General features: G+C 70.9%; 21 protein-coding genes and 1 tRNA gene. 12 read left to right on the top strand and 10 right to left on the bottom strand.

From position 1 onward, the window contains the following. Positions 1–32: 32 nt before the first annotated feature. Together ACRAKI_RS00195 and ACRAKI_RS00190 are read left to right on the top strand one after the other, a co-directional pair. Positions 33–362 carry a hypothetical protein gene (locus ACRAKI_RS00195; protein WP_447005017.1) on the top strand — a complete coding sequence of 110 codons (330 nt, stop codon included), beginning with the start codon at positions 33–35 and terminating at the stop codon, positions 360–362. Positions 363–375: 13 nt separating this feature from the next. Continuing rightward, on the top strand, positions 376–738 hold the full coding sequence (locus ACRAKI_RS00190; protein WP_184926698.1) for a hypothetical protein: 363 nt from the start codon (positions 376–378) through the stop codon (positions 736–738). A gap of 302 nt (positions 739–1,040) precedes the next feature. On the opposite strand, the gene ACRAKI_RS00185 is transcribed toward ACRAKI_RS00190, so the two are convergent. The 3 genes from ACRAKI_RS00185 to ACRAKI_RS00175 are packed head-to-tail and all read right to left on the bottom strand — an operon-like array spanning position 1,041 to position 4,306. Beyond that, a complete protein-coding gene (locus tag ACRAKI_RS00185; protein WP_447005016.1) occupies positions 1,041–1,832 on the bottom strand; it encodes an SDR family NAD(P)-dependent oxidoreductase in 792 nt (263 codons plus the stop codon). A gap of 9 nt (positions 1,833–1,841) precedes the next feature. Beyond that, entirely contained in the window at positions 1,842–3,014 is a 1,173-nt protein-coding gene (locus tag ACRAKI_RS00180) for an MFS transporter (RefSeq protein WP_447008612.1), read from the bottom strand. A gap of 47 nt (positions 3,015–3,061) precedes the next feature. Next, positions 3,062–4,306 carry a glycoside hydrolase family 1 protein gene (locus tag ACRAKI_RS00175; RefSeq protein ID WP_447005015.1) on the bottom strand — a complete coding sequence of 415 codons (1,245 nt, stop codon included), beginning with the start codon at positions 4,304–4,306 and terminating at the stop codon, positions 3,062–3,064. Positions 4,307–4,425: 119 nt separating this feature from the next. Between ACRAKI_RS00175 and ACRAKI_RS00170 the strand changes: the two genes are divergently transcribed. Then, complete coding sequence (locus tag ACRAKI_RS00170; protein ID WP_447005014.1) at positions 4,426–5,040, top strand: TetR family transcriptional regulator; 615 nt, start codon at positions 4,426–4,428, stop codon at positions 5,038–5,040. A 9-nt stretch (positions 5,041–5,049) separates the two neighbouring features. Here the strand turns inward: ACRAKI_RS00170 and ACRAKI_RS00165 are convergent, their stop codons facing one another. Further along, complete coding sequence (locus ACRAKI_RS00165) at positions 5,050–6,237, bottom strand: amino acid deaminase/aldolase (RefSeq protein WP_447005013.1); 1,188 nt, start codon at positions 6,235–6,237, stop codon at positions 5,050–5,052. 73 nt (positions 6,238–6,310) lie between these two features. On the opposite strand from ACRAKI_RS00165, the gene ACRAKI_RS00160 reads away from it, so the two are divergent. Continuing rightward, positions 6,311–7,633, top strand: a complete 1,323-nt coding sequence (locus tag ACRAKI_RS00160; RefSeq protein ID WP_447005012.1) for a D-arabinono-1,4-lactone oxidase — start codon at positions 6,311–6,313, stop codon at positions 7,631–7,633. A gap of 81 nt (positions 7,634–7,714) precedes the next feature. On the opposite strand, the gene ACRAKI_RS00155 is transcribed toward ACRAKI_RS00160, so the two are convergent. From ACRAKI_RS00155 to ACRAKI_RS00145, 3 genes are all read right to left on the bottom strand, one after another. Next, positions 7,715–8,347 carry an NAD(P)-binding oxidoreductase gene (locus ACRAKI_RS00155; RefSeq protein ID WP_447005011.1) on the bottom strand — a complete coding sequence of 211 codons (633 nt, stop codon included), beginning with the start codon at positions 8,345–8,347 and terminating at the stop codon, positions 7,715–7,717. A gap of 14 nt (positions 8,348–8,361) precedes the next feature. After that, positions 8,362–8,979, bottom strand: a complete 618-nt coding sequence (locus ACRAKI_RS00150; RefSeq protein ID WP_447005010.1) for a hypothetical protein — start codon at positions 8,977–8,979, stop codon at positions 8,362–8,364. Between the two features lie 476 nt (positions 8,980–9,455). Continuing rightward, positions 9,456–9,541: transfer RNA gene (locus tag ACRAKI_RS00145), tRNA-Leu, on the bottom strand. Between the two features lie 116 nt (positions 9,542–9,657). On the opposite strand from ACRAKI_RS00145, the gene ACRAKI_RS00140 reads away from it, so the two are divergent. The 7 genes from ACRAKI_RS00140 (at position 9,658) to pknB (ending at position 19,242) form a co-directional block, all read left to right on the top strand. Beyond that, positions 9,658–10,866 (top strand): FhaA domain-containing protein, encoded by a 1,209-nt coding sequence (locus tag ACRAKI_RS00140; RefSeq protein WP_447008611.1) that lies wholly within the window; start codon positions 9,658–9,660, stop codon positions 10,864–10,866. Between the two features lie 98 nt (positions 10,867–10,964). Further along, a complete protein-coding gene (locus ACRAKI_RS00135) occupies positions 10,965–11,426 on the top strand; it encodes an FHA domain-containing protein FhaB/FipA (RefSeq protein WP_073897742.1) in 462 nt (153 codons plus the stop codon). Then, positions 11,423–12,811 (top strand): PP2C family protein-serine/threonine phosphatase, encoded by a 1,389-nt coding sequence (locus ACRAKI_RS00130; RefSeq protein WP_447005009.1) that lies wholly within the window; start codon positions 11,423–11,425, stop codon positions 12,809–12,811. Before ACRAKI_RS00135 ends, ACRAKI_RS00130 begins: the two co-directional genes overlap by 4 nt. A gap of 4 nt (positions 12,812–12,815) precedes the next feature. Beyond that, complete coding sequence (locus tag ACRAKI_RS00125; protein WP_447005008.1) at positions 12,816–14,279, top strand: FtsW/RodA/SpoVE family cell cycle protein; 1,464 nt, start codon at positions 12,816–12,818, stop codon at positions 14,277–14,279. Further along, positions 14,276–15,739, top strand: coding sequence for a peptidoglycan D,D-transpeptidase FtsI family protein (locus tag ACRAKI_RS00120; protein ID WP_447005007.1), 1,464 nt, complete (start codon positions 14,276–14,278; stop codon positions 15,737–15,739). The genes ACRAKI_RS00125 and ACRAKI_RS00120 overlap by 4 nt, the downstream gene beginning before the upstream one ends. Next, positions 15,739–17,166, top strand: a complete 1,428-nt coding sequence (locus ACRAKI_RS00115; protein WP_447005006.1) for a serine/threonine-protein kinase — start codon at positions 15,739–15,741, stop codon at positions 17,164–17,166. The genes ACRAKI_RS00120 and ACRAKI_RS00115 overlap by 1 nt, the downstream gene beginning before the upstream one ends. 72 nt (positions 17,167–17,238) lie before the next feature. Then, complete coding sequence (pknB, locus tag ACRAKI_RS00110) at positions 17,239–19,242, top strand: Stk1 family PASTA domain-containing Ser/Thr kinase (RefSeq protein ID WP_447005005.1); 2,004 nt, start codon at positions 17,239–17,241, stop codon at positions 19,240–19,242. A 59-nt stretch (positions 19,243–19,301) separates the two neighbouring features. On the opposite strand, the gene ACRAKI_RS00105 is transcribed toward pknB, so the two are convergent. Genes ACRAKI_RS00105 through ACRAKI_RS00095 form a run of 3 tightly spaced genes read right to left on the bottom strand, consistent with a single transcriptional unit; the run spans position 19,302 to position 21,378 of the window. Further along, positions 19,302–19,946 (bottom strand): aminodeoxychorismate/anthranilate synthase component II, encoded by a 645-nt coding sequence (locus ACRAKI_RS00105; protein WP_447005004.1) that lies wholly within the window; start codon positions 19,944–19,946, stop codon positions 19,302–19,304. Between the two features lie 53 nt (positions 19,947–19,999). After that, positions 20,000–20,158: a hypothetical protein gene (locus tag ACRAKI_RS00100; RefSeq protein WP_447005003.1), complete on the bottom strand. Its 159-nt coding sequence runs from the start codon at positions 20,156–20,158 to the stop codon at positions 20,000–20,002. Beyond that, on the bottom strand, positions 20,158–21,378 hold the full coding sequence (locus ACRAKI_RS00095) for a class E sortase (protein WP_447005002.1): 1,221 nt from the start codon (positions 21,376–21,378) through the stop codon (positions 20,158–20,160). The genes ACRAKI_RS00100 and ACRAKI_RS00095 overlap by 1 nt, the downstream gene beginning before the upstream one ends. Positions 21,379–22,290: 912 nt before the next feature. Here ACRAKI_RS00095 and crgA point away from each other — a divergent pair. Next, a complete protein-coding gene (gene crgA / locus ACRAKI_RS00090) occupies positions 22,291–22,557 on the top strand; it encodes a cell division protein CrgA (RefSeq protein WP_053714567.1) in 267 nt (88 codons plus the stop codon). The last annotated feature ends 136 nt before the right edge of the window (positions 22,558–22,693 follow it).

Below are 22,693 nucleotides of genomic sequence, written 5' to 3'. Positions count from 1 at the left end.
GTTCCGGTAAGCGAGTGAGTACGGAGAGGAACATGGCCGTGGACCTGATCGAGCGGGCGGTGACCACCACTGGTGGACCGACGTCGCCCGCCGTCGCCGCGGTCGCGCCCACTCCGGCTTCCCTGTCCGTCCAGGAGCCGACCGACCTCGGCTCCGGATGGCGCGGCACGACCGGGCAGCGTCGCTGGTGGCGTATCCGCTGCAGCGACGTGGTCGACCGGGAGCGCTGCCTCACCGTGCTGGTCGAGCGGGGCCGCGTGGTCCTGGTCGGTCCGCCGGGTGAGACGGCGGTCCTTTCGGCCGACCAACTCGTACAACTCAGGGCCGCGCTACGTGAGGCCGCCGAGCAGGCGGAAAGGTGACGGTGACGTTTCGGTGGACGAGATCCTCGGACAAGTTCTTCGCAACGCGGTGTGGGAGCGGTTGGACCTGCTCACAGAGCTGGCCAACGAAGCCGACGCCCCGTCCCTCCTGTCGGTGGCACGTTCCGAGCTCCCTCGGCTGACCGAGGGTTGGCGGGCGCTGCTCGCCGCGCACGAACCGGACGAGAAGGGCAACTGCCCCGAGTGCTCCGGTCGTTGGCGGCAGCAGAAGAGCCCGTGCTCGGTGTGGCGCGCCGCGTACGAACACCTGGTCGCGGGCGGTTTGGCCCCGCGCCCGGCTCGGCACCTCCGTTCGGCGCCGGTGACCCCTCCGGTCACCAGGACACGCCGGGGAGTGGTGGCCCGAGCCCATTAACGGGCGGTCCCGACCTGTCGTTCCCCCGACGCGACCAGGTCGAGCAGCCGCCTACTGGCCGGCGGTCCGGGACGTGCGAACCCCCGACCGCGACGAACGGACCGCCGGCCAGCTAACAGCTCCACCGCTCGGAGAGTTCGGGCAGTTCGACAGCTCCACCGTTCGGACAACTACACAGACAGCCGCGGGCCGGTGTTGTGCACACCTTCCCTCCCCGACCGACACTGGTCCGCGGGCACCACTTCGGCCCCGATGTCCGCACCTCCCGCGCGGACATCGGGGCCGTTGGCATGGTCGGCGGCTCAGCGGTGCGTTCCGGTCCGCCAGGTCAGGTACGAGGTCAGCCCGGGGAAGAGCCGCCCGGCCACGTCGAACGCCTTCAACTGCCACGGGAACACCACTTCGTCCCGTTCCCGCTCCACCGCCGACGCGATCCGCGCCGCCACGTCCTGCGGCGTCACGGTCGGGATGAGCCTGGCCACGGCCGGGATGCGGTCCTCCGCGCCGGGGTTGTTGACGAAGTACCGGCTGCTCACCTTGCCCGGCACGACCTCGCTCACCCCGATCCCGGTGCCGCGCAGGTCCAGCCGCAGCGCCGCCGTCATCCCCCGCAACGCGTAGCGGGCCGCCGCGTACCCGGTCGCGCCCGGGATCGGCAGCCGGGACACCGGTGAGTTCACGTTCACCACCCGGCCCGAACCACGTGCCCGCATCCCCGGCAGGAACTCCCTGGTCAGGTGCAGTGCCGCGGTGAACGGGAGGGCGACCATCCCGGCCAGTTCGGGGGTCGGGGTGTCGTCCAGGAACAGCCACCGGCCGACGCCGGCGTTGTTCACCAGCACGTCCGGGACGCCCACCTCGTCGCGCACCCGTTCGGCGAGCGCGCGGATCTGGTCGACATCCGCGAGATCCGCCGGCAGCGCGACCGCACGCCCACCGGTCGCCGTGATCCGCTCGACCTGCTCGTCCAGCGCTTCACCGCTCCGCGCCACGAGGACGACAACCGATCCACGCCCCGCGAGCGTCCACGCCGTCGCGGCGCCGATGCCCTGCGACGCACCGGTCACCACGACCGTCTTTCCCGCCAACCGCAACGAAACCCCCTAAGCCACCGATCGAACCCGGCTCACCAGTAGTGCCGCGCACAGCGTGGCGACCGCGGACACCGCGAACAAGCCCCGGTACCCGCCGAGCGACGCGAGCACGAACGTCGTCAGCAGCGGAGCGATCACCTGGGGCAGGGAGTTGGCGATGTTCAGCACCCCGAGGTCCTTCGCGCGGTCCGACGCGGCGGGCAGGACCTGCGTCAACAGGGCCAACGCCACCGCCCAGTACCCGCCGAACCCGACCCCGAGCAGCGGCGCCGCGACCAGTGCCGCGGTCCACGTGGGCCAGGCGGCGAGGATCAGCGCCGCCACCGCCATCGCGCCGGCGGCCATCAGCACGTACGGCTTGCGTCGGCCGGTCCGGTCCGAGTGGGCGCCGACGACGAACGCGCCGATCGCCAGTGCCACGCCGTAGAGCAGCATCAACACCAGCAGGCCGTCCTCGGGTGACGGGTGCCGGACAGCGTCGCCGAGGAAGTAGAGCAGGTAGAGCGTGCCGAACGCGTTGCCCAGGTTGATCATGAAGTGGGCGCACCAGGCCCAGGCGAAGTCGGGGTGCCGCCTCGGCGACACCCACAGCTCACGCCACCGCAGCGGCGGCCGTGCGACGAGCGGCAGCCGCACGTCCGGTGTGATCAGCACGAAGGCCGACGCGCCCGCCACGACGAGGACCGCGCACGCCAGGTAGCCCGGTGCCAGGCCGCTGACGAGCACCGTCACCACGACCGCGCCCAGGACCGTGCCGAGCATCTGCGAGACGCCGACCAGCCCGCCGACCTTCGCCCGCTGCCGTACCGGCACCCGGTCGGGGACGGCGGAGGTGAGGCTGGCGAGCATCCCGTTCAACCCGGCCTGCACCAGGCACCACCCGAGCACCATCACCCCGGTGGTGGACGCCGACGACAGCACCGCAAGCCCGGCCGCGCCGACCAGCGCACCGGCCAGCGTCCACGGGTGCCGCCGCCCGAACCGGGACGTGGTGCGGTCCGACGACAGCCCGATCAGCGGGTTCGCGATCAGCGCCACCACCGCGCCCACGCCCGTGACCAGGCCGAACACCGCTTCCTTACCGGCCGCGTCGACCAGCTCGGCCTGCTGCGGCAGCAGCACCTGGATGGGCGCGTAGATGGCCAGCCACAGCCCGAGGTTGGCCAGGAACAGCCACGTCATCCACGACCGGCGGACCGGGACGACCGGTTCCGCAAGCGCTTCCGTGGTCACCGCCTGATCCGATCGCGGTACCACTCGAACGAGGCACGCGGCGTGCGCCGCTGCGTCGCGTAGTCGACGTGGACCAGGCCGAACCGCTGCGAGTACCCGGAGTCCCACTCGAAGTTGTCCATCAGGGACCACACGAAGTACCCGCGGACGTCCGCCTTGAGGGCCTCCTCGATGTGCCCGTCCAGGTACTCGATCCGCTCGGTGTCGTCCTGCGAGTGCGGGTAGCTGCACCCGCTCTCCGTCACGTACACCGGCGGCAAGTCGACGAAGCGATCTCGCAGCGAGGCGATCACCTCCGACAGCCCGGACGGCACGACCGGCCAGCCGAAGCCCGTCTTCGGGTACTCGTCGATGTCCACCAGCTCGAACGGCAGCGGGTTGCGCTCGGACGGTGTCCGCAGCCGGGTCGGGTTGTAGTAGTTGACGCCGTAGAAGTCCAGCGGCTGGGAGACGATCGCCAGGTCGCCGTCCACGATCGGCAAGCGGTCGACCAGCGAGTCCGGGTAACGCCCCGCCAGCTGCGCATCGGCGTAGAGCCAGTTGTGCAGATCGGCGTAAGCCTCGGCCGCCTCGACATCGGCCGGACTCGCCGGCCACGCGGGCGTGTGGTTGTTGGCGGTGCCCACAGCGCGCGCTCCGGCGGCACGCAACGCCTGCACCGCGAGCCCGTGCGCCAGGTTCAGGTGGTGCGCGGTCGGCAGCGCGTCGTACAGCAGGGTCTTGCCCGGCGAGTGCCGGCCGATGGCGTACCCGAGCAGCGTCACCATGGCGGGCTCGTTGATCGGGATCCACATCGCGACCCGGTCGGCCAGGCGTTCGGCGACCCTGGCGGCGTACTCGGCGAACCGGTGCGCGGTGTCGCGGGCGAGCCAGCCGCCCGCTTCTTCCAGGGCCAGCGGCGTGTCCCAGTGGTACAGCGTGACGACGGGCGCGATGTCGGACGCCAGCAACTCGTCCACCAGCCGGTCGTAGAACGCCAGGTCGCCGGCGAGCACGCGCGGCCACGACAGGGAGAAGCGGTAAGCGCCGACGCCGAGCGACCGCATGAGCGCGACGTCCTCGCGGTAGCGGTGGTAGTGGTCGCACGCCACGGAGGCGTCCTGGCCCTCGAAAGCCGGGAACGCGTCCCAGCCGGACGGCTGCCGGCCGGCGGCGGCGAAGGCGCCTTCGATCTGGAAGGCGGAGGTGGACACACCCCAGAGGAAGTCGTCGGCGCCGGGGAAGTCGGGGGAGAAGGTCACGCCAGCCTCCTGAAACATGAAAGTCATTCGGATCGTAGGCGTGTTGTGGCGTGAAGTGAAGTGGAGAGGTCCGCGACCGGGCACTATGGAGACCCGCCACCCATTCCGCAGGAGTCGCCGTGACCAGTACGACCCCGTTGCGCCGCCAGCCGGTGCAGCAGCGCAGCGCCAAGCGCGTCGAGCGGATGCTCGAGGCCTGCGCACAGCTCATCGAGGAGGTCGGCTACGACGGAGTCACCACGACACTGATCGCCGAGCGCGCGGGTGTCGCGGTCGGCTCGCTGTACCAGTTCTTCCCGGACAAGCGCGCGGTCGTGCAGGCGCTGACCCTGCGCAACCTGGAGAAGTTCATCCAGACGGTGGACGGCCGGTTCACCTCCACCACGCTCGACCACTGGTGGGACGCGGTCGACTCGATCTTCGACGTGTACGTGTCGATGCACCGCGAGGTGCCCGCGTTCTCGAAGCTGCACTTCGGTGACGTGGTCGACCTGCGGTTGCTGGACGACCGGCGCGACAACAACACCGTCATCTCCGACCGGATCGCGGAGATGATCTCGGCCAAGTTCGACATCCCGCTCGGCGAGCTCCAGCTGCCGATCTCGATCGCGGTGGAAGCGGCGGACGGCGTGCTGAACCTGGCGTTCCGCCGGGACGCGGCCGGCGACCAGCGGATCCTGGACGAGGCCAAGGCCCTGGTCCGCGGGTACCTGTCGACCAGACTGCCCAGCTAGTCCCCCAGGTCACCCGAACGAGTGGCCTTCGCCCCGGTAGGTGGGCACGGTCCGCTCCACCTCGTCGCCCCTGACGACGAGGTAGTGGGTGAACCGCTCGGCCAGCTCGCCGGCCTTGGCGTGCCGCAGCCACACGCGGTCGCCGAGGCGCAGCGGGTCGGCCGCCCGTCCCACCACCGGGGTCTGCACCTCGCCCGCGCCCTCCATCGCCAGCAGGCTCAGCCCGACCGGCAGGTGCGGCACCGGCTGGCGGTCGGCCGTCGCGGTGCCGGAGGCGACGTAGCCGCCGGAGAACAGCGTGGCCACGTTCGGCTTCGGCCGGCGCACCACCGGGAGCGCGAACAGGACCGCCGGCTTGGGCCGGAAGCCGCGGTAGCCGTCGAACAGGGCCGGCCCGATCAGGCCGGAGCCCGCCGCGACTTCCGTCACGGACGGGTCGGCGGCGGTGACCTCCAGGCTGCCGGTGCCGCCGCCGTTCACGAACTCCAGGTCGGCGACGGCGCGGACGGCGGCGACGGCGGCCGTGCGGCGGCCGACCAGTTCGGCGGCGGAACGGCGTTGCATCCAGCGCAGCGCCGCACCGCGCAGCGGCTTGCCCGGCGGCTGGTCGCCCAGGCCCGCGATGTGTCCTTCGTACGCCATCACGCCGACGAGCCGGAACCCCGGCCGGCGCGTGATCGTCTCGGCCAGAGCGCGCGCTTCACGCGCCGTGTGGACGGGAGAACGCCGCGGGCCGATGTGCAGGCCGGGCACCGGTCGCCACGACACGTCCAGCTCCAGGCACACCCGGATCTCGGGGTGGCCGGCGCCGAGCGTGGCCTGGACGAGGTCGAGGTGCGCGGCCGAGTCGACCACGATCGTGATCCGCCCGCGTGCCTTGTCGTCCTCGGCCAGTCGCCGCAACGCCGTGCGGTCCACGGTCGGGTACGCGACCAGGAGGTCTTCGGAGAGGTCCACTCCGGACAGCCACAGCGCCTCGGCGAGCGAGTAGCACATGACGCCCGCGAAGCCGGGCTTCGCGAGCACCCGTTCGAGGAGCGCGCGGACCCGGACGGACTTGCTCGCCACCCGGATCGGCCGCCCGCCCGCGCGCCGCACGAGGTCGGCCGCGTTGCTGTCGAAGGCGTCCAGGTCGACGATCGCGAACGGAGCGTCGTGCTCCTTCGTCGCGGCGTCCAGGCGCGTGCGGGGTTGCATGGTTCCTCACGGTACTTGAAAGGTGAATAGCTTTCACCTACGGTTCGTGGAACGCGTCACACCGGAGGTGGGCATGGGGACCCCGTGGACGAACTGGGCGCGCACCGCGTCCGCGAACCCACACCGCGTGGAGCACCCGGCGAGCCTCGACGAGCTCGTCTCCGTCGTGGCGGGTGCGCCCGGGGTGCGGCCCCGGGGCAGCGGGCACTCGTTCACCGACATCGCGGTCGCGCCCGGCGTGGCGGTCGACCTCGACGCGTGGACCGGCATCGTGGACGTGTGCGGACCGCTCGTGACGGTGCGGTCCGGCACGACGTTGCACCAGCTCAACGCGTTGTTGGACGTGCTCGGGCTGGCCATGGCGAACCTCGGTGACATCGACGCGCAGACCGTGGCCGGCGCCATCTCCACCGGCACGCACGGCACCGGGGCGAAGCTCGGCGGGCTGGCCACGCAGGTCGTCGCGCTGGAACTGGTGCTCGCCGACGGGTCGGTGGCGCGGTGCTCGGCCGACGAACGCCCCGACCTCTTCCACGCGGCCAGGATCGGGCTGGGCGCGCTGGGGGTGATCAGCACGGTCACGCTCCGGTGCGTGCCCTCGTTCGTGCTGCACGCCCGTGAGTTCCCCGGCCGGCTGGACGCGGTGCTGGACGAGTTCGACCACCTGACCGCCGTGGAGGACCACGTGGAGTTCCACTGGTTCCCGCATTCCGACCGGGTGATCGTGAAGCGGAACAACCGGGTGGACGAGCCGGCCGCGCCGCTGTCCGCGCTGCGCCGGTTCTACGAGTACGAGGTGCTGGAGAACGGGGCGTTCGGGCTGGTCTGCAAGCTGGCCCGCGCCGTGCCGGCGACCACCAGGACGCTCAACCGGGTGTGCGGGGCGATCGTGTCGGAGCGCGTCTACCGGGACGTGTCGCACCGCGTTCTCGTCACGCCGCGCCGGGTGCGGTTCGTGGAGACCGAGTACGCCGTGCCCCGTGCGGCGCTGCACGACGTGCTGCGGGAACTGCGCGCAGCCGTGGCGCGACTCGACCACGGCGTGATCGTGCCGGTGGAGGTCCGGGTCGCGCGGGGCGACGACATCTGGCTGTCCACCGCACACGGCCGCGACACTGCGTACGTCGCCGTCCACCAGTACCTGGGCATGCCCTACCGGCAGTACTTCGACGCGTTCGAGAAGATCGCGGGCGCGGTCGGCGGCCGTCCGCACTGGGGCAAGCTGCACAGCCTCACCGCCGACGCCCTCCGCGACCTCTACCCCCGCTTCGACGACTTCCGCCGGGTACGCGCCGAAACCGACCCGACCGGCAAGTTCACCAACCCCTATCTGGACCGGGTCCTCGGCCCGACCGCCACCGGCCACCCCGCTGCCGACCCACCCGCCTCCGGCTGACCGACCCCGCCCCGAGCGGTCGGTTCGCGGTGCCCGAGTGGTCGGTTCGAGGTGCCGGAGTGCGCAACTCGCGGTGCCGGCTCAGAAGGCCTGGGGGATCGGAGTGGGGCCGGAGATCAGTTCGTAGGTGCGGCGGGAGGTGCCGGGGCGGTCCAGGAGGGCGACCACCACCGCGGCCACGTCGGCGCGGGCTACGGAACCCCGCAGGGGTGTTTCGGCCAACTCCACCAGGCCGGTCGGCTCGTCGTCGGTCAGCCGACCGGGCCGCAGGATCGTCCAGTCCAGATCACGTCCGCGCAGGTCGTCCTCGGCGGCGCCCTTGGCCGCCAGGTAGGCGTCGAACACCTCGTCACCGGTGGTCCGGCCGATGCCGGTGGTGCTGATCTGCACGAACCGCCGCACACCCGCCCGCTCGGCGGCCTCCGCGAACAACATCGCCGCGGCCCGGTCCACGGTGTCCTTGCGCGTCACCCCGCTACCGGCCCCGGCGCCCGCGGCGAAGACCGCCGCGTCCGCACCGTTCAGGACTTCGGCGACCGAAGCGACGTCGGCCGCCTCCAGGTCGCAGTGGACGGGGACCGCGCCCGCGTCCAGGACATCCGCGAAGTGGTCGGGGTTGCGCACCAACGCAGTGGCGCTGTCACCCCGTGTGGCCAACAGCCGCTCCACCTGCAACGCGATCTTGCCGTGCCCGCCCGCAATCACCACTCGCATGGTCCGACCGTAGGTCAGGACGCGGTCGCCAGCACCCGCTCGTAGACCAGTTCGTTCACCCAGCGGGTGGTCGCGGTGTCCTCGACCGGCACGGTCTCGTTGCGGCCGGCGACATCCGTGCTCAGCTGCTGCTCCTCGTCGGCCAACAGCACCGACACGCCGTACCGGCGCACGCGCGGCAGGCAGTTCGCCAGGTAGTCGTGCGTGAACGCGACCGACGACGGCAGCACGGCGGCGGCGTTGCCGAAGCGGGCGAACGGCACCGCCGAGGCCAGCGCGGTCCGCCAGTGCCGGGTCACCGCCAGCACGCCGACGATCCGCACCGCGGCGGGCGGCACGCGGCCGTCCATCTCCGGCCACACCCACGTGGACACCGTCGTGCGGTCCGACTCCGGACCCGCGCCCAGGCACAGCCGCTCGGCGTGCGCGTCGGCCAGCAGCTCCGCCACCACGTTCACCTTGCGCCCCATGAGGACCATCTCGGGCAGCACCACGCCGTGCCAGCCGAGGCGGACGGCGGCGGCGCCGGCCAGGTCCTCGACGGAACCGGGTAGTTCGGGAACCGGAACAGCGGTTGCCGACAGCGCCCTGGCGTCGTCGGTGTCCGCGATCCGTGCTGGTGTGCTGCTCACGCCAGGGCCTCCTCGGCAACCACGGCGGGATGTCCGCCGCGTTCGACTCGTGCTCTGGGTAAGGCGTACCAGGTGCGCACCGCGGCACCCCCAGGTCAACGGGCGTCCTGCGATCGACGGCGTCGAGCGGTCGGTAACCGGTCGCCGACCGGAAATGGGACTTCGGCCCGGCGATGCTGCCGTCTGGGTGACACGGATCCGCCGAAGACCCGGCGTCGAATGCTCAGCGTGTGCGTGGCTCGCCTGGATCGACCGCGGTTCGCATCCCGGGCCGAGGCCCCGGGCCGCATCACCGGACCGCCCACCGACCGCTCGCCGCGCGAAACCGACCGACCGACCGACCGCCCACCGGCCCCACGTTCGGCCGCGGCCACCCGGGTGACAGACATCACGCGTCCGCCAAGAGCGCAAACCGGCCCGGACAAGCACAAAACCATGAAGTCCCACCCACTGCTGTGGATGGGACTTCATGGTTCTGGTGGGCGAGGGGGGAGTTGAACCCCCACGTCCTTTCGGACACACGGACCTGAACCGTGCGCGTCTGCCATTCCGCCACTCGCCCGGAGCGACGTGGGAAACACTAGCATGGTGCCCGCACGGGTTACCAATTGGCCCGTGTACCGGCACGTCAGCCCGGATACGATCGGTAGTAGAAGTCGACCGGGTCGGAGGGTTGCCGTGGGCCTCGTACAGCGCTTCGAGCGCCGTCTCGAAGGCATCGTTGGCAATACCTTCGCGCGCGTGTTCGGTGGGAACGTCGTCCCGCAGGAAGTGGCCCAGGCACTGCAGCGGGAGGCGGAGGGCAACGTCCGCGAGTTGGCGGGCGGCAGGTTGCTCGCGCCGAACCACTACAAGGTCCTGCTGGGTCCGCAGGACCACGATCGGCTTGCCGGGGACGGCCAGGATGAACTACGCATCACCCAGCTTCTGGGGGACTCCGTCCGGGAGCACCTCGAAGAGAGCGGATGGGATACCTATGGTGACGTCGTAGTCTCCCTGGAGCGCTCCGACGCGCTGCACACGGGACAGTTCCGAACCAGCTCGTCCGTCGACCCCGACGTGAAAGTTGCCAGCCGACGGTCAGCACCACCTCGCACTTCTGGAGACGGATCCATGAGCCAGCCTCCCGGCTACGGACAAGGACAGGGCCAGCCCGCCTACGACCCCTATGCACAGGGCGGCTACGGCCAGCAGCAACCGGGCTACGACCAGCCGGGTTACGGCCAGCAGCAACCCGGCTACGAACAGGGCTACGGGCAGCAGCAGCCAGGCTATGACCAGGGTTACGGCCAGCAGCCCGCGCAGCCCGGCTACGACCAGGGCTACGGGCAGCAGCCCGCGCAGCCCGGTTACGAGCAGGGCTACGGCCAGCAGCAGGGTTACGACCAGGGCTACGGCCAGCAGCCCGCGCAGCCCGGCTACGGCCAGCCAGGCTACGACCAGGGCTACGGCCAGCCCGGCTACGACCAGGGCTACGGGCAGCAGCCCGCGCAGCCCGGCTACGGTCAGCCCGGCTACGACCAGGGCTACGGCCAGCAGGGGTACGGCGACCCGGCGGCGGGCTACGCGCCCCCGGCGGTCCAGTCCGGTCCCCGCCAGCTGAACGCGACGCTGCACCTGGACGACGGCTCGAACCGCACCTACAACCTCAAGCAGGGTGGCAACGTGGTCGGCCGCGGGCAGGAAGCGGACTTCCGTCTGCCCGACACCGGGGTCTCCAGGAGGCACCTGGAGATCACGTGGGACGGGCACAGTGCCATGCTCGCTGATCTCGGTTCGACAAACGGCACCACGGTGAACGGCACCCCAGTGCAGACTTGGCAGCTCGCGGAAGGCGACGTCGTCCGCATCGGCCACTCGTCGCTGGTCTACCGCACCCAGGGCTGACCGGGTTGATCCGATCGGTGTGGTCCGGTCGGTTCGGCCCGATCGGGTCGGATCGAGCGTTGGCGTGACGGCACTCAAGTCAGGAGCGGTTACAACCGGTGCCAGAGCTGGTGATGCAGCTGACCAGAGCGGGCTTCCTCGTCCTGCTCTGGTTGTTCGTGTTGGCTGCGCTTCGAGTCGTCCGCTCCGACCTCTACGCGGCGTCGGGGCTCCGTGTGCCGACGCCGAAATTCGGCAGAGGCGCTAGCAAGGCCGCCAGGGGCAACAAGGCGGCCCGGCAGCTCGTCGTCACGCACGGCGCGCTGGCGGGCACGCGCATCTCCCTGGACGGCCGGCCGATCATGATCGGCCGTGCCGACGACTCCACGCTCGTGCTGGACGACGACTTCGCGTCGACCAGGCACGCGCGGTTGTCGATGCGCGGAACCGACTGGTACGTGGAGGACCTGGGCTCCACGAACGGCACCTATCTCGACCGGGCGAAGGTCACGGCCCCACTCCGGGTCCCGCTCGGCTCCCCGATCCGAATTGGCAAAACGGTGATCGAGCTGCGCTCATGACCCTCGTCCTCCGATACGCGGCCCGCAGCGACAGGGGCCTGGTCCGCTCGAACAACCAGGACTCCGTGTACGCGGGCCCTCGCCTGCTCGCGCTCGCCGACGGCATGGGTGGCCACGCCGCGGGCGAGGTCGCCAGCAAGGTGGTGATCGCCGCCCTGGCGCCGCTCGACGACGACGAGCCGGGCGACGACCTGCTCGGCCAGTTGCGCGACGCGGTGATCGCGGGCAACGGCGCCATCTCCGAACTGGTCCAGAGCGACCCCGACCTGGACGGCATGGGCACCACGCTCACAGCCGTCCTGTTCGCGGGCACGCGGCTGGGCATGGTGCACATCGGCGACTCGCGCGCCTACATGCTCCGGAACGGCACGTTCACGCAGATCACGCACGACGACACGTTCGTCCAGTCGCTGATCGACGAGGGCCGGATCACCGAGGAGGAGGCCGCCACGCACCCGCAGCGCTCGCTGTTGCTGCGCGCGCTGACCGGCCACGAGGTGGAGCCGAGGCTGATGGTGCGGGAGGCCCGACCGGGCGACCGCTACCTGTTGTGCTCGGACGGCCTGTCCGGCGTGGTCAGCATGGAGACGCTGGACGAGGCGATCCGCATCCCGGATCCGCAGATGTGCGCGGACCGGATGATCGAGCTGGCGCTCAAGGGCGGCGGCCCCGACAACGTGACGGTCGTCGTCGCCGACGTGGTCGACGTCGACTTCGGGGAGGACGCCCCGATAGTGGGCGGCGCGGCCGGAGACGGCAGCGAAGACCCACCACCCCCCGACTCGCCCGCCTCGCGGGCGAGTTCCATCACGGGACCTCGGCCGATCCCGCAGCGGGTCGAGCCGATGCAGCCGCCGCCGGACCCCCGGCGGACGCGCAACAACAGGCTCAAGGCGCTCGCGCTGGTGGTGTTCCTGCTCCTGATGCTGGTCGCGGCCGGTCTGGGCACCCGCTGGTACGTGCTGCGCCAGTACTACGTCGGCACGAACGCGGACAGCGGCGAGGTGTCGGTGTTCCGCGGCGTGACCGGCAGCGTGTTCGGCTTCGACCTGCACAGCCGGGTGGAGGGCTCGTGCCCGCCGGGTGCGCAGGCCTGCGAGCCGATCACGGTGGACGACCTGAAGGTCGCCAGCCGGGACGTGGTCCGCAACGGCATCACCGACGTGGACGGCCTGGAGGGCGCCCGGGAGGCGATCCGCCGGCTGCGCACGGAGCAGACGCTGCCGCTGTGCTCGAAGGAGACCACGGAGAACACCGTCGGGACGTCCACGACCGAGGCGCCACCGGCAACCTCGACCGACGTCCCGGCGTCCACCACGGTGGAGGGAACCCCCCTCACCACGCCCGTGCAGAAGCCGGGCACGGATTGTCGAAAGGGTCAGTAGTCGCATGGGTTCGCCGGTCCCCGGCGCGGAGGGCACACCGCTCGCGGCGGCGAGCAGCACGTCGCCCGGCTTGAGGCCGCCCACGCGACGCAGCACGGAACTGTTCATGCTCGCGTTCGCCGCGATGCTGGTCACAGGCGCCCTGATCCTGGTGGAGGCGAACCAGGAGCAGGAACTGAGCATGCGCATCCTGTGGCTGGGTCTGGCGTACCTGGGGCTGCTGACCGTGGCGCACCTCGCGGTGCGCAAGTGGGCGCCCTACGCCGATCCGGTGATCATGCCGTGCGTCGCGCTGCTCAACGGCCTGGGCCTGGTCATGATCCACCGGATCGACCTGGCCATGGCGGACGTGAAGCTGCCGGACGACCGGGTGTGGTCGCCCGCCGCGCCCAAGCAGGTGCTGTGGACGGCGATCGCGCTCGTGCTGTTCTGCACGGTGTTGAAGGTGCTGTCCGACCACCGCACGCTCGCGCGTTACGGCTACACGTTCGGCCTGCTCGGCCTGATCGCCCTGGTGCTGCCCGGCGTGCTGCCGGGCTTCATCGCGCCGGAGATCAACGGCGCGAAGATCTGGCTGAGCTTCGGCGCGTTCTCCATCCAGCCGGGTGAGTTCGCGAAGATCCTGCTGATGGTGTTCTTCGCGGCGTTCCTGGTGTCGAAACGGGACCTGTTCACCATCGCGGGCCGCCGGGTGCTGGGGCTCGACCTGCCGCGCGCCCGCGACCTGGGTCCGCTGATCGCCGCGTGGGCGGTCGGCGTGAGCATCATGGTCCTGCAGAAGGACCTGGGCAGCTCGCTGCTGTTCTTCGGCATCGTGCTGGTGCTGCTGTACGTGGCGACGGAACGCGCGGCGTGGGTCGTGCTGGGCGTGATGATGTTCTGCGTCGGCGCGTTCGTGGCGTGGAAGCTGTTCTCGCACGTCCAGGTGCGGGTGCAGAACTGGCTGGACCCGTTCGCGGACCCGTCCGGCGCGGGCTACCAGATCGTGCAGTCGCTGTTCGGGCTCGGCACCGGCGCGATGTTCGGCGCGGGTCTGGGCGGTGGCCGGCCGGACCAGATCCCGGAGGCCAACACCGACTTCATCACCGCCGTGATCGGCGAGGAACTCGGTTTCGTCGGCCTCTCCGCGGTCCTGATGATCTACATGGTGTTCGCCATGCGCGGCCTGCGCAGCGCGCTCGCGGTGCGTGACACGTTCGGCAAGCTGCTGGGCGGCGGTCTGGCGTTCGCGGTGGCGTTCCAGATCTTCATCGTCGTCGGCGGCGTGACGAAGCTGATCCCGATGACGGGCATCACCGCGCCGTTCCTGTCCTACGGCGGCTCGTCGCTGCTGGCGAACTACATCCTGGTCGCGCTGCTGCTGCGCATCTCGGACGCGGCGCGCGCGCCCAAGAGCACACCGAAGCCCAGGCCGCAGCAGCCGGCCATCGCCGACCAGTTCACAGTCATGGTGGAGCGTCCGAAATGAACACACCGCTCCGCCGGGTCGGCCTCGCCATGATGGCGATGATGCTGCTGCTGTTGGGCAACGCCACCTACGTGCAGGTCATCAAGGCCGACGACTACCGGAAGAACCCGCTGAACCGGCGGGTCATCCTGGACCAGTACTCGCGCGAACGCGGCCAGATCATCTCCGCCGGCGGCGAGCCGCTGGCCAGCGTGCAGCGGGTGGACGACCGGCTGCGCTACCTGCGGACCTATTCGAACGGCCCCGTGTTCGCGCCGGTCACCGGCTACTTCTCCACGATCTACGGCGCGGGTGGGCTGGAGCGCGCCGAGGACGACCTGCTCAACGGCTCGGACGACCGGCTGTTCGCGCGCCGGGTGTCCGACCTGATCACCGGCCGCGACCCCAAGGGCGGCAGCCTCCAGCTGACGATCGACGCGAAGCTCCAGCAGGTGGCGTACGAGCGGCTCAACGGCGTGACCGGCACGGTCGTGGCGATCCGGCCGCAGACCGGGGAGATCCTGGCCATGGTCAGCACCCCGTCCTACGACCCGAACGTGCTCGCCAGCCACGACGTCGACGTGCAGGAAGAGGCGTGGAAGTCGTTCGACGCGGACAAGTCGAAGCCGATGCTGAACCGCGCGGTGCACGAGAACTACCCGCCCGGGTCGACGTTCAAGCTGGTGGTGACCGCGGCGGCGCTGGCGGAGGGCAAGACGAAGGACAGCGAGGTCGACGGCAGGCCGGTGATCACGCTGCCCGGCACGAACACGCAGCTGCCGAACTTCAACGACACCAACTGCGGCAACGGCGTCACCGCCCCCCTCGAAGAGGCGCTGGCCAAGTCGTGCAACACGGCGTTCGCGGTGCTGGCGAACGAGCTGGGCGAGGAGAAGCTGCGCGAGCAGGCGGCGAAGTTCGGCATCGGCGAGCAGGACCTGACGATCCCGCTGTCGGTGGTGCCGTCGACGCTGGGCCCGATCACGGACAAGCCGTCGCTCTACCAGACCGGCATCGGCCAGAAGGACGTCCGGGTGACGCCGCTGGTCAACGCCGTGATGGCGGCGACCATCGCGAACGACGGCGAGCGGATGAAGCCGCACCTGATCTCCAAGATCCTGGCGCCCGACTTCCAGGTGATCAGCGAGACCGACCCGGACGAGGTCGACGAGGCGATGGACCCCGACCACGCCCGTGCGCTGCGCGACATGATGATCAAGTCGGAGAACAACACCGGCGGCGGCGGCAAGCTCAGCGGCGTCACCATCGCGTCCAAGACGGGCACCGCCGAGCACGGCGAGGACGTCAAGTCGACCAACCCGCACGCCTGGTACGTGGCGTTCGCGCCGGCCGAGAAGCCGGAGATCGCGATCGCGGTCATCGTGGAGAACGGCGGCCAGCAGGGCCTCTCGGCGACCGGCGGCCGGGTCGCCGCGCCGATCGGCCGCGCGGTCATCGGCGCCTACCTCGGGGGCCGTTGATGCTGACCTCCGGCCAGTTGCTCGCCGAGCGGTACCGCCTGAGCAGGCGGATCGCGGTCGGCGGCATGGGCGAGGTCTGGGAAGCCGACGACGCCAGGTTGGACCGCAAGGTCGCGGTGAAGGTGCTGAAGGCGGAGCTGAGCGGGGACGCCGAGTTCCTGAACCGGTTCCGGATCGAGGCGCGCACCACCGCGTCGCTCAACCACCCCGGTATCGCTTCGGTGCACGACTACGGCGAGACGGCGTCGATCCCGGACGGGCCGGAGGACACCGCGTACCTGGTGATGGAGCTGGTCGAGGGCGAGCCGCTGGCCGCGATCATCGCCCGCGGCAGGCTCGGCGCGGACCGCACGCTGGACCTGCTGGAGCAGGCGGGCAACGCGCTCCAGGCGGCGCACGAGCGCGGGCTGGTGCACCGGGACGTGAAGCCGGGCAACATCATGGTGACCCCCGCCGGCAAGGTGAAGATCACCGACTTCGGCATCGCGAAGGCCGCCGACGCGGCACCGGTCACACACAGCGGCATGGTGATGGGCACCGCCCACTACATCGCGCCGGAGCAGGCCCTCGGTCACGCCGCCGAACCGGCGTCGGACGTGTACGCGTTGGCCGTTTGCGGCTACGAGTGCCTGACCGGTCACCGACCGTTCCTGTCCGAGAACGCGGTGACGGTCGCGATGATGCACATCCGCGACATGGCGCCGCCCCTGCCGCCGGACGTGCCGCCGGGTCCGCGGGCGCTGATCGAGGCGACGCTGGTCAAGGATCCCCGCCAGCGCTACCGCAACGGCGGTGAGTTCGCCTCGGCGGTGGGCGCGGTGCGGGCCGGCCAGCCGCTGCCCGCGCCGTCCGGCCTGGCGATGGCCGTCGGCGCGCCGCCGCTGGCGCCGGCCATCCCGCAGGCGCCCGCCCAGGCCACCCATCCGGGCATCCGGATCACCAACCCCGGATCGCGCCCGGGGTTGCAGCCGGTGCTGCCGACGATGAACACTCCGCACACGGGCGCTTTCCGTCCGTTGCCCCCCGGACCGCGGCCACCGGGGGGCTACCGTGCCTTCGTGTGGGTTATGGTCGCTGTGCTGGTGGTCGCGCTGCTGGTGCTGGGCGTGGTCGTCCTCCGCTGGGCGCTGAAGGACGAGGTGTCAGGTGGAGCGAGCCTGCAGGGCACCACGAGTGCCCGCCCGTTGGACGACTCCACCGATCGGCTCCCCGGCAAGCCCAAGGTGACGATCACCAAGTCGGACTACGTCGACCTGCCGGTGGACGAGGTCGCCACGACGCTCTCCGGGCACGGCTTGGCGCCCGAGGTGCACTCCGACGACGGAGGCGTGCCGCGGGACCCCGAGCGGTGCCTGGTGTCGGACCTGACGCCGACCGGCGAAGTGGCGATCGGCTCACGGGTGACGGTGACGTGTGTGCCGACTTGACGGTGAAACGGTACGACAGCGAACGCAAGGCTTGATGGTGAGACCGTTGACGAGGAGCGGGACGAAGCACTGATGAGCACTCCGCGACTGCTCTCCAACCGCTACGAACTGGGTGAAACCCTCGGCTACGGCGGCATGTCGGAGGTGCACAAGGGGCGGGACGTCCGGCTCGGCCGGGACGTGGCCATCAAGGTCCTGCGCGCCGACCTCGCCCGCGACACCCAGTTCCAGGAGCGGTTCCGTCGGGAGGCCCAGAACTCGGCGGCGCTGAACCACCCCGCCATCGTCGCGGTCTACGACACCGGTGAGACCCAGACCGAGTACGGTCCGCTCCCCTACATCGTGATGGAGTTCGTCGACGGCCGCACGCTGCGCGACATCGTCAAGACGCAGGGGCCGCTGTCGGGCAAGCGGGCGATGGAGGTCATGGCCGACGTGTCGGCCGCGTTGGACTTCAGCCACCGGCACGGCATCGTGCACCGGGACGTGAAGCCCGCGAACGTCATGATCACCCGTTCCGGCGCGGTGAAGGTGATGGACTTCGGCATCGCCCGCGCGGTGCACGACGGCCAGGCCGCCGTGACCCAGACGGCGGCGGTGATAGGGACTGCTCAGTACCTCTCACCGGAGCAGGCGCGCGGCGAGGCCGTGGACGGGCGTTCGGACGTGTACGCGTCCGGGTGCGTGCTGTTCGAACTGCTGACCGGCGAGCCCCCGTTCACCGGCGACTCGCCCGTGGCGGTCGCCTACCAGCACGTGCGGGAGGATCCGAAGTCCCCGTCGATGCTGAACCCGAAGGTGACGCCCGCGCTGGACGCGATCGTGCTGAAGGCGATGGCGAAGGGGCCGGCCAACCGCTACCAGTCGGCCGCCGAGATGCGCGCGGACCTGGTGCGCGTGCTGTCCGGCCAGCGCCCTTCGGCGCCCGCCGTGATGACGCCCGAGGACCGCACCGCGGTGCTCAACCAGTCGCCGTCGCCGCGCACCGAGGTCTCGTCGGGCGGCGGTCGGCACCGGCCGGCGGCGCAGCGCGACGAGCCGGACGACTACGACCCGCTGGCCGAGGAAGAGGCGGAGCGGCGGGCCCGGCGCAAGAAGGCGATCATGGTCACGCTGGTCGTGCTGCTGTGCGTCGCCGTGCTCGCGCTCGCCACGTGGATCACCACGACGTTGATGAACAACGACGCCGCCAACACCCCGATCACGGAGAAGGTCCAGGTGCCCGCGCTGGTGGGCAAGGAGTTGACGGCGGCGCAGGCGGAGTTGGAAGCCAAGGAGCTGCGCTCGTTCATCGAGGTGCTGCCGTGCCAGCCGGGTCCCGAGCCGACTTGCACCAACGACCAGATCGGCAAGGTCGTTTCGAGCGACCCGCCGGCGAACCGCGAGGTGGAGAAGCGCACCGAGATCAAGCTGGTGGTCGGCACCAACCCGCAGCCCGCGCCGGTGCCCGGCGTCACCGGTCTGAGCCCCACGGACGCGCAGAAGAAGCTGCAGACCGAGGGCTGGGTCTACCAGCAGGCCACCGGGACCGTCGAGACCGATGACCCGAACCTGGTCGGCAAGGTCGTGTCGCAGTCGCCCGACCCCGGCGTCACGGCGCCCAAGGGCAGCACCGTCACGGTGACGCTGGGCAAGGCCCCGGAGACCGTCCAGCTGCCCGACGTGACCGGCCAGACGCTCGCCAACGCCAGGACGACGCTCGAGGGCAACGGGTTCAAGGTGCAGACCAAGGAAGTCGACAGCGTCGAGGACCTGAACGAAGTGGTCGCCCAGAACCCGGGCCCGGGACGCGCCGAGAAGAACACGCTGGTCACGTTGAGCGTGTCGAAGAACAACCAGTTCAAGATGCCGGACCTGCGCGGCCTCACCGAGAACCAGGCCAGGACGAAGCTCGCCCAGGCCGGGTGGACCGGCAACGACCTGGTGGTCAGCGAGAAGGTGCCGGTCTCCGACCTCACCCAGGACAAGAAGATCCAGGACCAGGAGATCAAGACCGACACGCCGGTGGGCAAGAACGCCCGGATCAACGTGATGATCGGTGACTTCAAGGTCGGCGCGACAACGCCATCGCGCTAGCGGTCCCACGACGATGGCCCCCTCCGCGGAGGGGGCCATCGTCCTGTCCGGGGGTCGGCCTACTTCTGGCGGGCCGCGGCGGCGAGTTGGCGCATGCCGTCCTCCAAGTGCGCCACGGTCGCCTCCGGCACCTGGAAGCCGCACACCGCGAGCCAGTTCGCCAGCATCCGGTGACCGCCGTCGGTCAGCACGGACTCGGGGTGGAACTGGACGCCCTCGACCGGCAGCTCGCGGTGGCGCATGGCCATCACCACGCCGGACTCGGTGCGGCCGGTCACCTCGAACTCGACCGGGATGGTGTCCGGCAGCACGGTCAGCGAGTGGTAGCGCGTCGCGGTGAACGGGCTGGGCACGCCTTCCAGCACGCCGACGCCGTTGTGGTGCACCACGCTGGTCTTGCCGTGCAGCAGCTCCGGCGCGAGGTCGACCGTGCCGCCCCAGACGGCGCCGATCGCCTGGTGGCCGAGGCACACCCCGAACACGGGAACGCCCTGGTCCGCGCAGTGGCGGATGACGTCCATGCTCCGACCGGCCTTGTCCGGCGTGCTGGGCCCCGGGCTGACGAGGACGCCGCCGACCTCGCCGACCTCGTCCAGCTCGACGGCGTCGTTGCGCCGCACCACGCACTCGACCCCGAGCTGGGCCAGGTACTGGACGAGGTTGTAGACGAAGCTGTCGTAGTTGTCGACCACGAGCACGCGCATGCCGCCAGCCTAGCCGTGACGAACTCCGCGGCCGAAGCGATATCGGCGGCGGGCTACTGGGGCGTCGTCACGTTGTTGAACGGCAGCTTCGGCTCCGCCCACGGGAACACGACGAACATCAGCAGCGCCACCACGCCGGCCGCGAGCACCACCGCTTCGATGATGCGCACGGGCAGCGGGCCCGGCAGGTGCCGCCAGATCCACCCGTACATCACTGCTCCTTCATCTCTTCGGGGATGAAACCGGGGGCCTTGGGGTAGGTGTCCGCCAGCACCGCGTGCACGATCAGCCGCTGCTTGTCGGAGAACCGGGGGTGGCAGGTGGTCAGCGTCATCAACGACACCTGCTGCGCCTCGGGGGGCGGCTCACCGGCGAAGTGCGGCACCACGTCGATCACCTCGCCCTGGGTGGGCAGCACGATCTCCTGGCCGACCGTCTTGTCGTACGGCGCGCCCAGCGGCGAGACCTTCGCGCACTTGGCGTTCGCCGCCTGCTTCTCCGCCCAGCCGGCCACGTCACCGGACTTCGGCAGCATCCGGTAGACGATCCACTCGGTCTGCGTCTCGACCACGATCGCGTCGCACGGGTTGAGCAGGTCCAGGTCGTTGAACGGTGCGCCCTTGCCGACCCGGTGGCCCGCGACGGCGAAGTTGCCCGGGTGACCCGGCAGCGCGGTGCCCTTGTAGTGGCCGGGGCCGATCTCCAGGTCCTTGTCCGTGGTGCCCTCGACGATGGAGAACTTGTAGTCCGGGCCGAAGGCCGGGATGTACATCTTGGCGAACGCCTGGCCGTCCAGCAGCTCGTACTGGGCCTTGCGCTGCGGGTCGGCCTCGACGGTGTTCGAGTTCCACTGCTCGTCCAGCGCCTCGGTGGCATCGCCCTGCTTGCCCGCCGAGATGAGGTCGGTGACGTACACCTCGTAGACCACGAACAGCAGGATGACCAGGCCCGCCGTGATCAGCAGCTCGCCGATGGTGCGGACGGTCTTGCGGGCGGCGCTGTCCGGCGGCGGCGCGGGCTGCTCGTCGTCGTAGTAGGCCTCGTCCTCGTAGTCGTCGTATTCCTCGTACGCGTCCTCGTAGTCGTCCGCGTAGCCGTCCTCGGGGTGGCCGTCGCCGACGGGGGCGATGAGCTCGGTGGGCGGGTCCACCGGGAGGGGGCGGCGCTGCGGCGCGGGTGGGCGCGCCCCCGGCGGCGGCGGGAGGCTGCCGGAGAACGCGTTGGTGTAGCGGGTGGCGTCGGCGTCCAGCGGCGGGGTGGGCCGAGGGCGCGGACCGGGCGGTGGCGCGGCTCCGCCGAGGCGGGCGGCGACGTCCGGTGTCGCGGGTCGGTTCGCCGGGTCTTCCGGCGCACGGCGGCGACCCGGCGCTGGCGGGACGGGGGCCGCGTCGTCGGGCCGGGCCCGCCGTCCGGACGGCGGGTCCACTCGCACGGGCTCCACGTAGGTCGTCTCGACGCCCGGTCCCGCGTCGTCCCGGCGGGCACGACGCCCGGACGGCGGAGGCTCGGCACGCGGAGGCTCAGGACGCGACGGGTCGGGGCGCGCCGGCTCAGGGCGTGACAGGTCGCCGTACCCGGGGTCCGCGTACGAGGGATCCGCGTACGGCGGCTCGGCCGGCGGCCCCGGGTCGTCCCGACGCGCACGGCGTCCGGATGGCGGTTCGACACCGGGCCCCGCGTCGTCCCGGCGCGCACGACGGCCGGACGGCGGAGGCTCGGCCTGCGGAGGCTCGGCGTACGGCGGTTCCCCGTACGGCGGCTGCGGCCGGTGCTCCCGGGGCGGCACGTCGTCGCGCCGCGCACGGCGACCGGTGGCCGGCGGCTCGGCCCGCGGCGGCTCGGCGTACGGCGCTTCCGGGCGCGGCGGCTCGGCGCGGGACGGGTGGTGGTCGCCCGGGCGGTTGAACCCATCGGGTGGTGTGACCGGTCGGTCGGCACCTCCGGACCGGGGAACGGGACGATCGAGTCCACCCGGTGGCGTGACCGGTCGGTCGAACCCGCCGGGCGGGGTGAGCGGTCGGTCCGGGCGAGCAGCGGGCCGGTCGAAACCGCCCGGCGGGGTCGGTGGACGGTCGAAACCCGCAGGTGGAGTGGGTGGCCGGTAGCCCGGGGGCGGCGGTTCGCCGGGGCCCTGCGGCGGCTGTGGCCTGGGTCGCGGCGGTCGGCCCGGCGGGCCGCCTTGCGGCGGAGGCGGGTCGTAGCTCACCGAAAAACCTCCCAAACCGAACGTTCCAGAACTACACGGTGCTTCAGGGACCTGCCCGGTTACGTTAACGTGTTCATCCAGCAGTGGACGTGAACTCGCGGCCACTGGAGGCCTATCCACCCGTCAGGCGAGGACAGCATGCCCAAGTCCAAGGTCCGCAAGAAGGCCGTCTACACGGCGCCTGCCGATCGCCGCACCCCGGTGAAGGTCAAGGCAGCGGGGCCGTCGCACCCCGTCTACGTCGCCGTGATGCTCGGCATGATGCTGTTGGGGCTGGCGTGGCTGGTGGTCAACTACATCGCGGGCGAGAAGGTCCCGGTGATGATGGACCTAGGGTCCTGGAACTTCGGCATCGGATTCGCCCTGATGATCGTCGGCTTGCTGATGACCATGAAATGGCGCTGACCACGCGCTACGCCAAGTGGCAGACGGCCCGGACGAGCACCACGTCCGGGCCGTTTCGCGTTACCCCGTAGTTCACCTGGTTCACCGGACGGTCACCGAAACACACGGGTGTAAGTCATCCCCAATGGGGACAACT

It is taken from the genome of Saccharothrix isguenensis (assembly GCF_052936305.1).
This window is presented reverse-complemented; position numbering and strand designations above follow the sequence as displayed.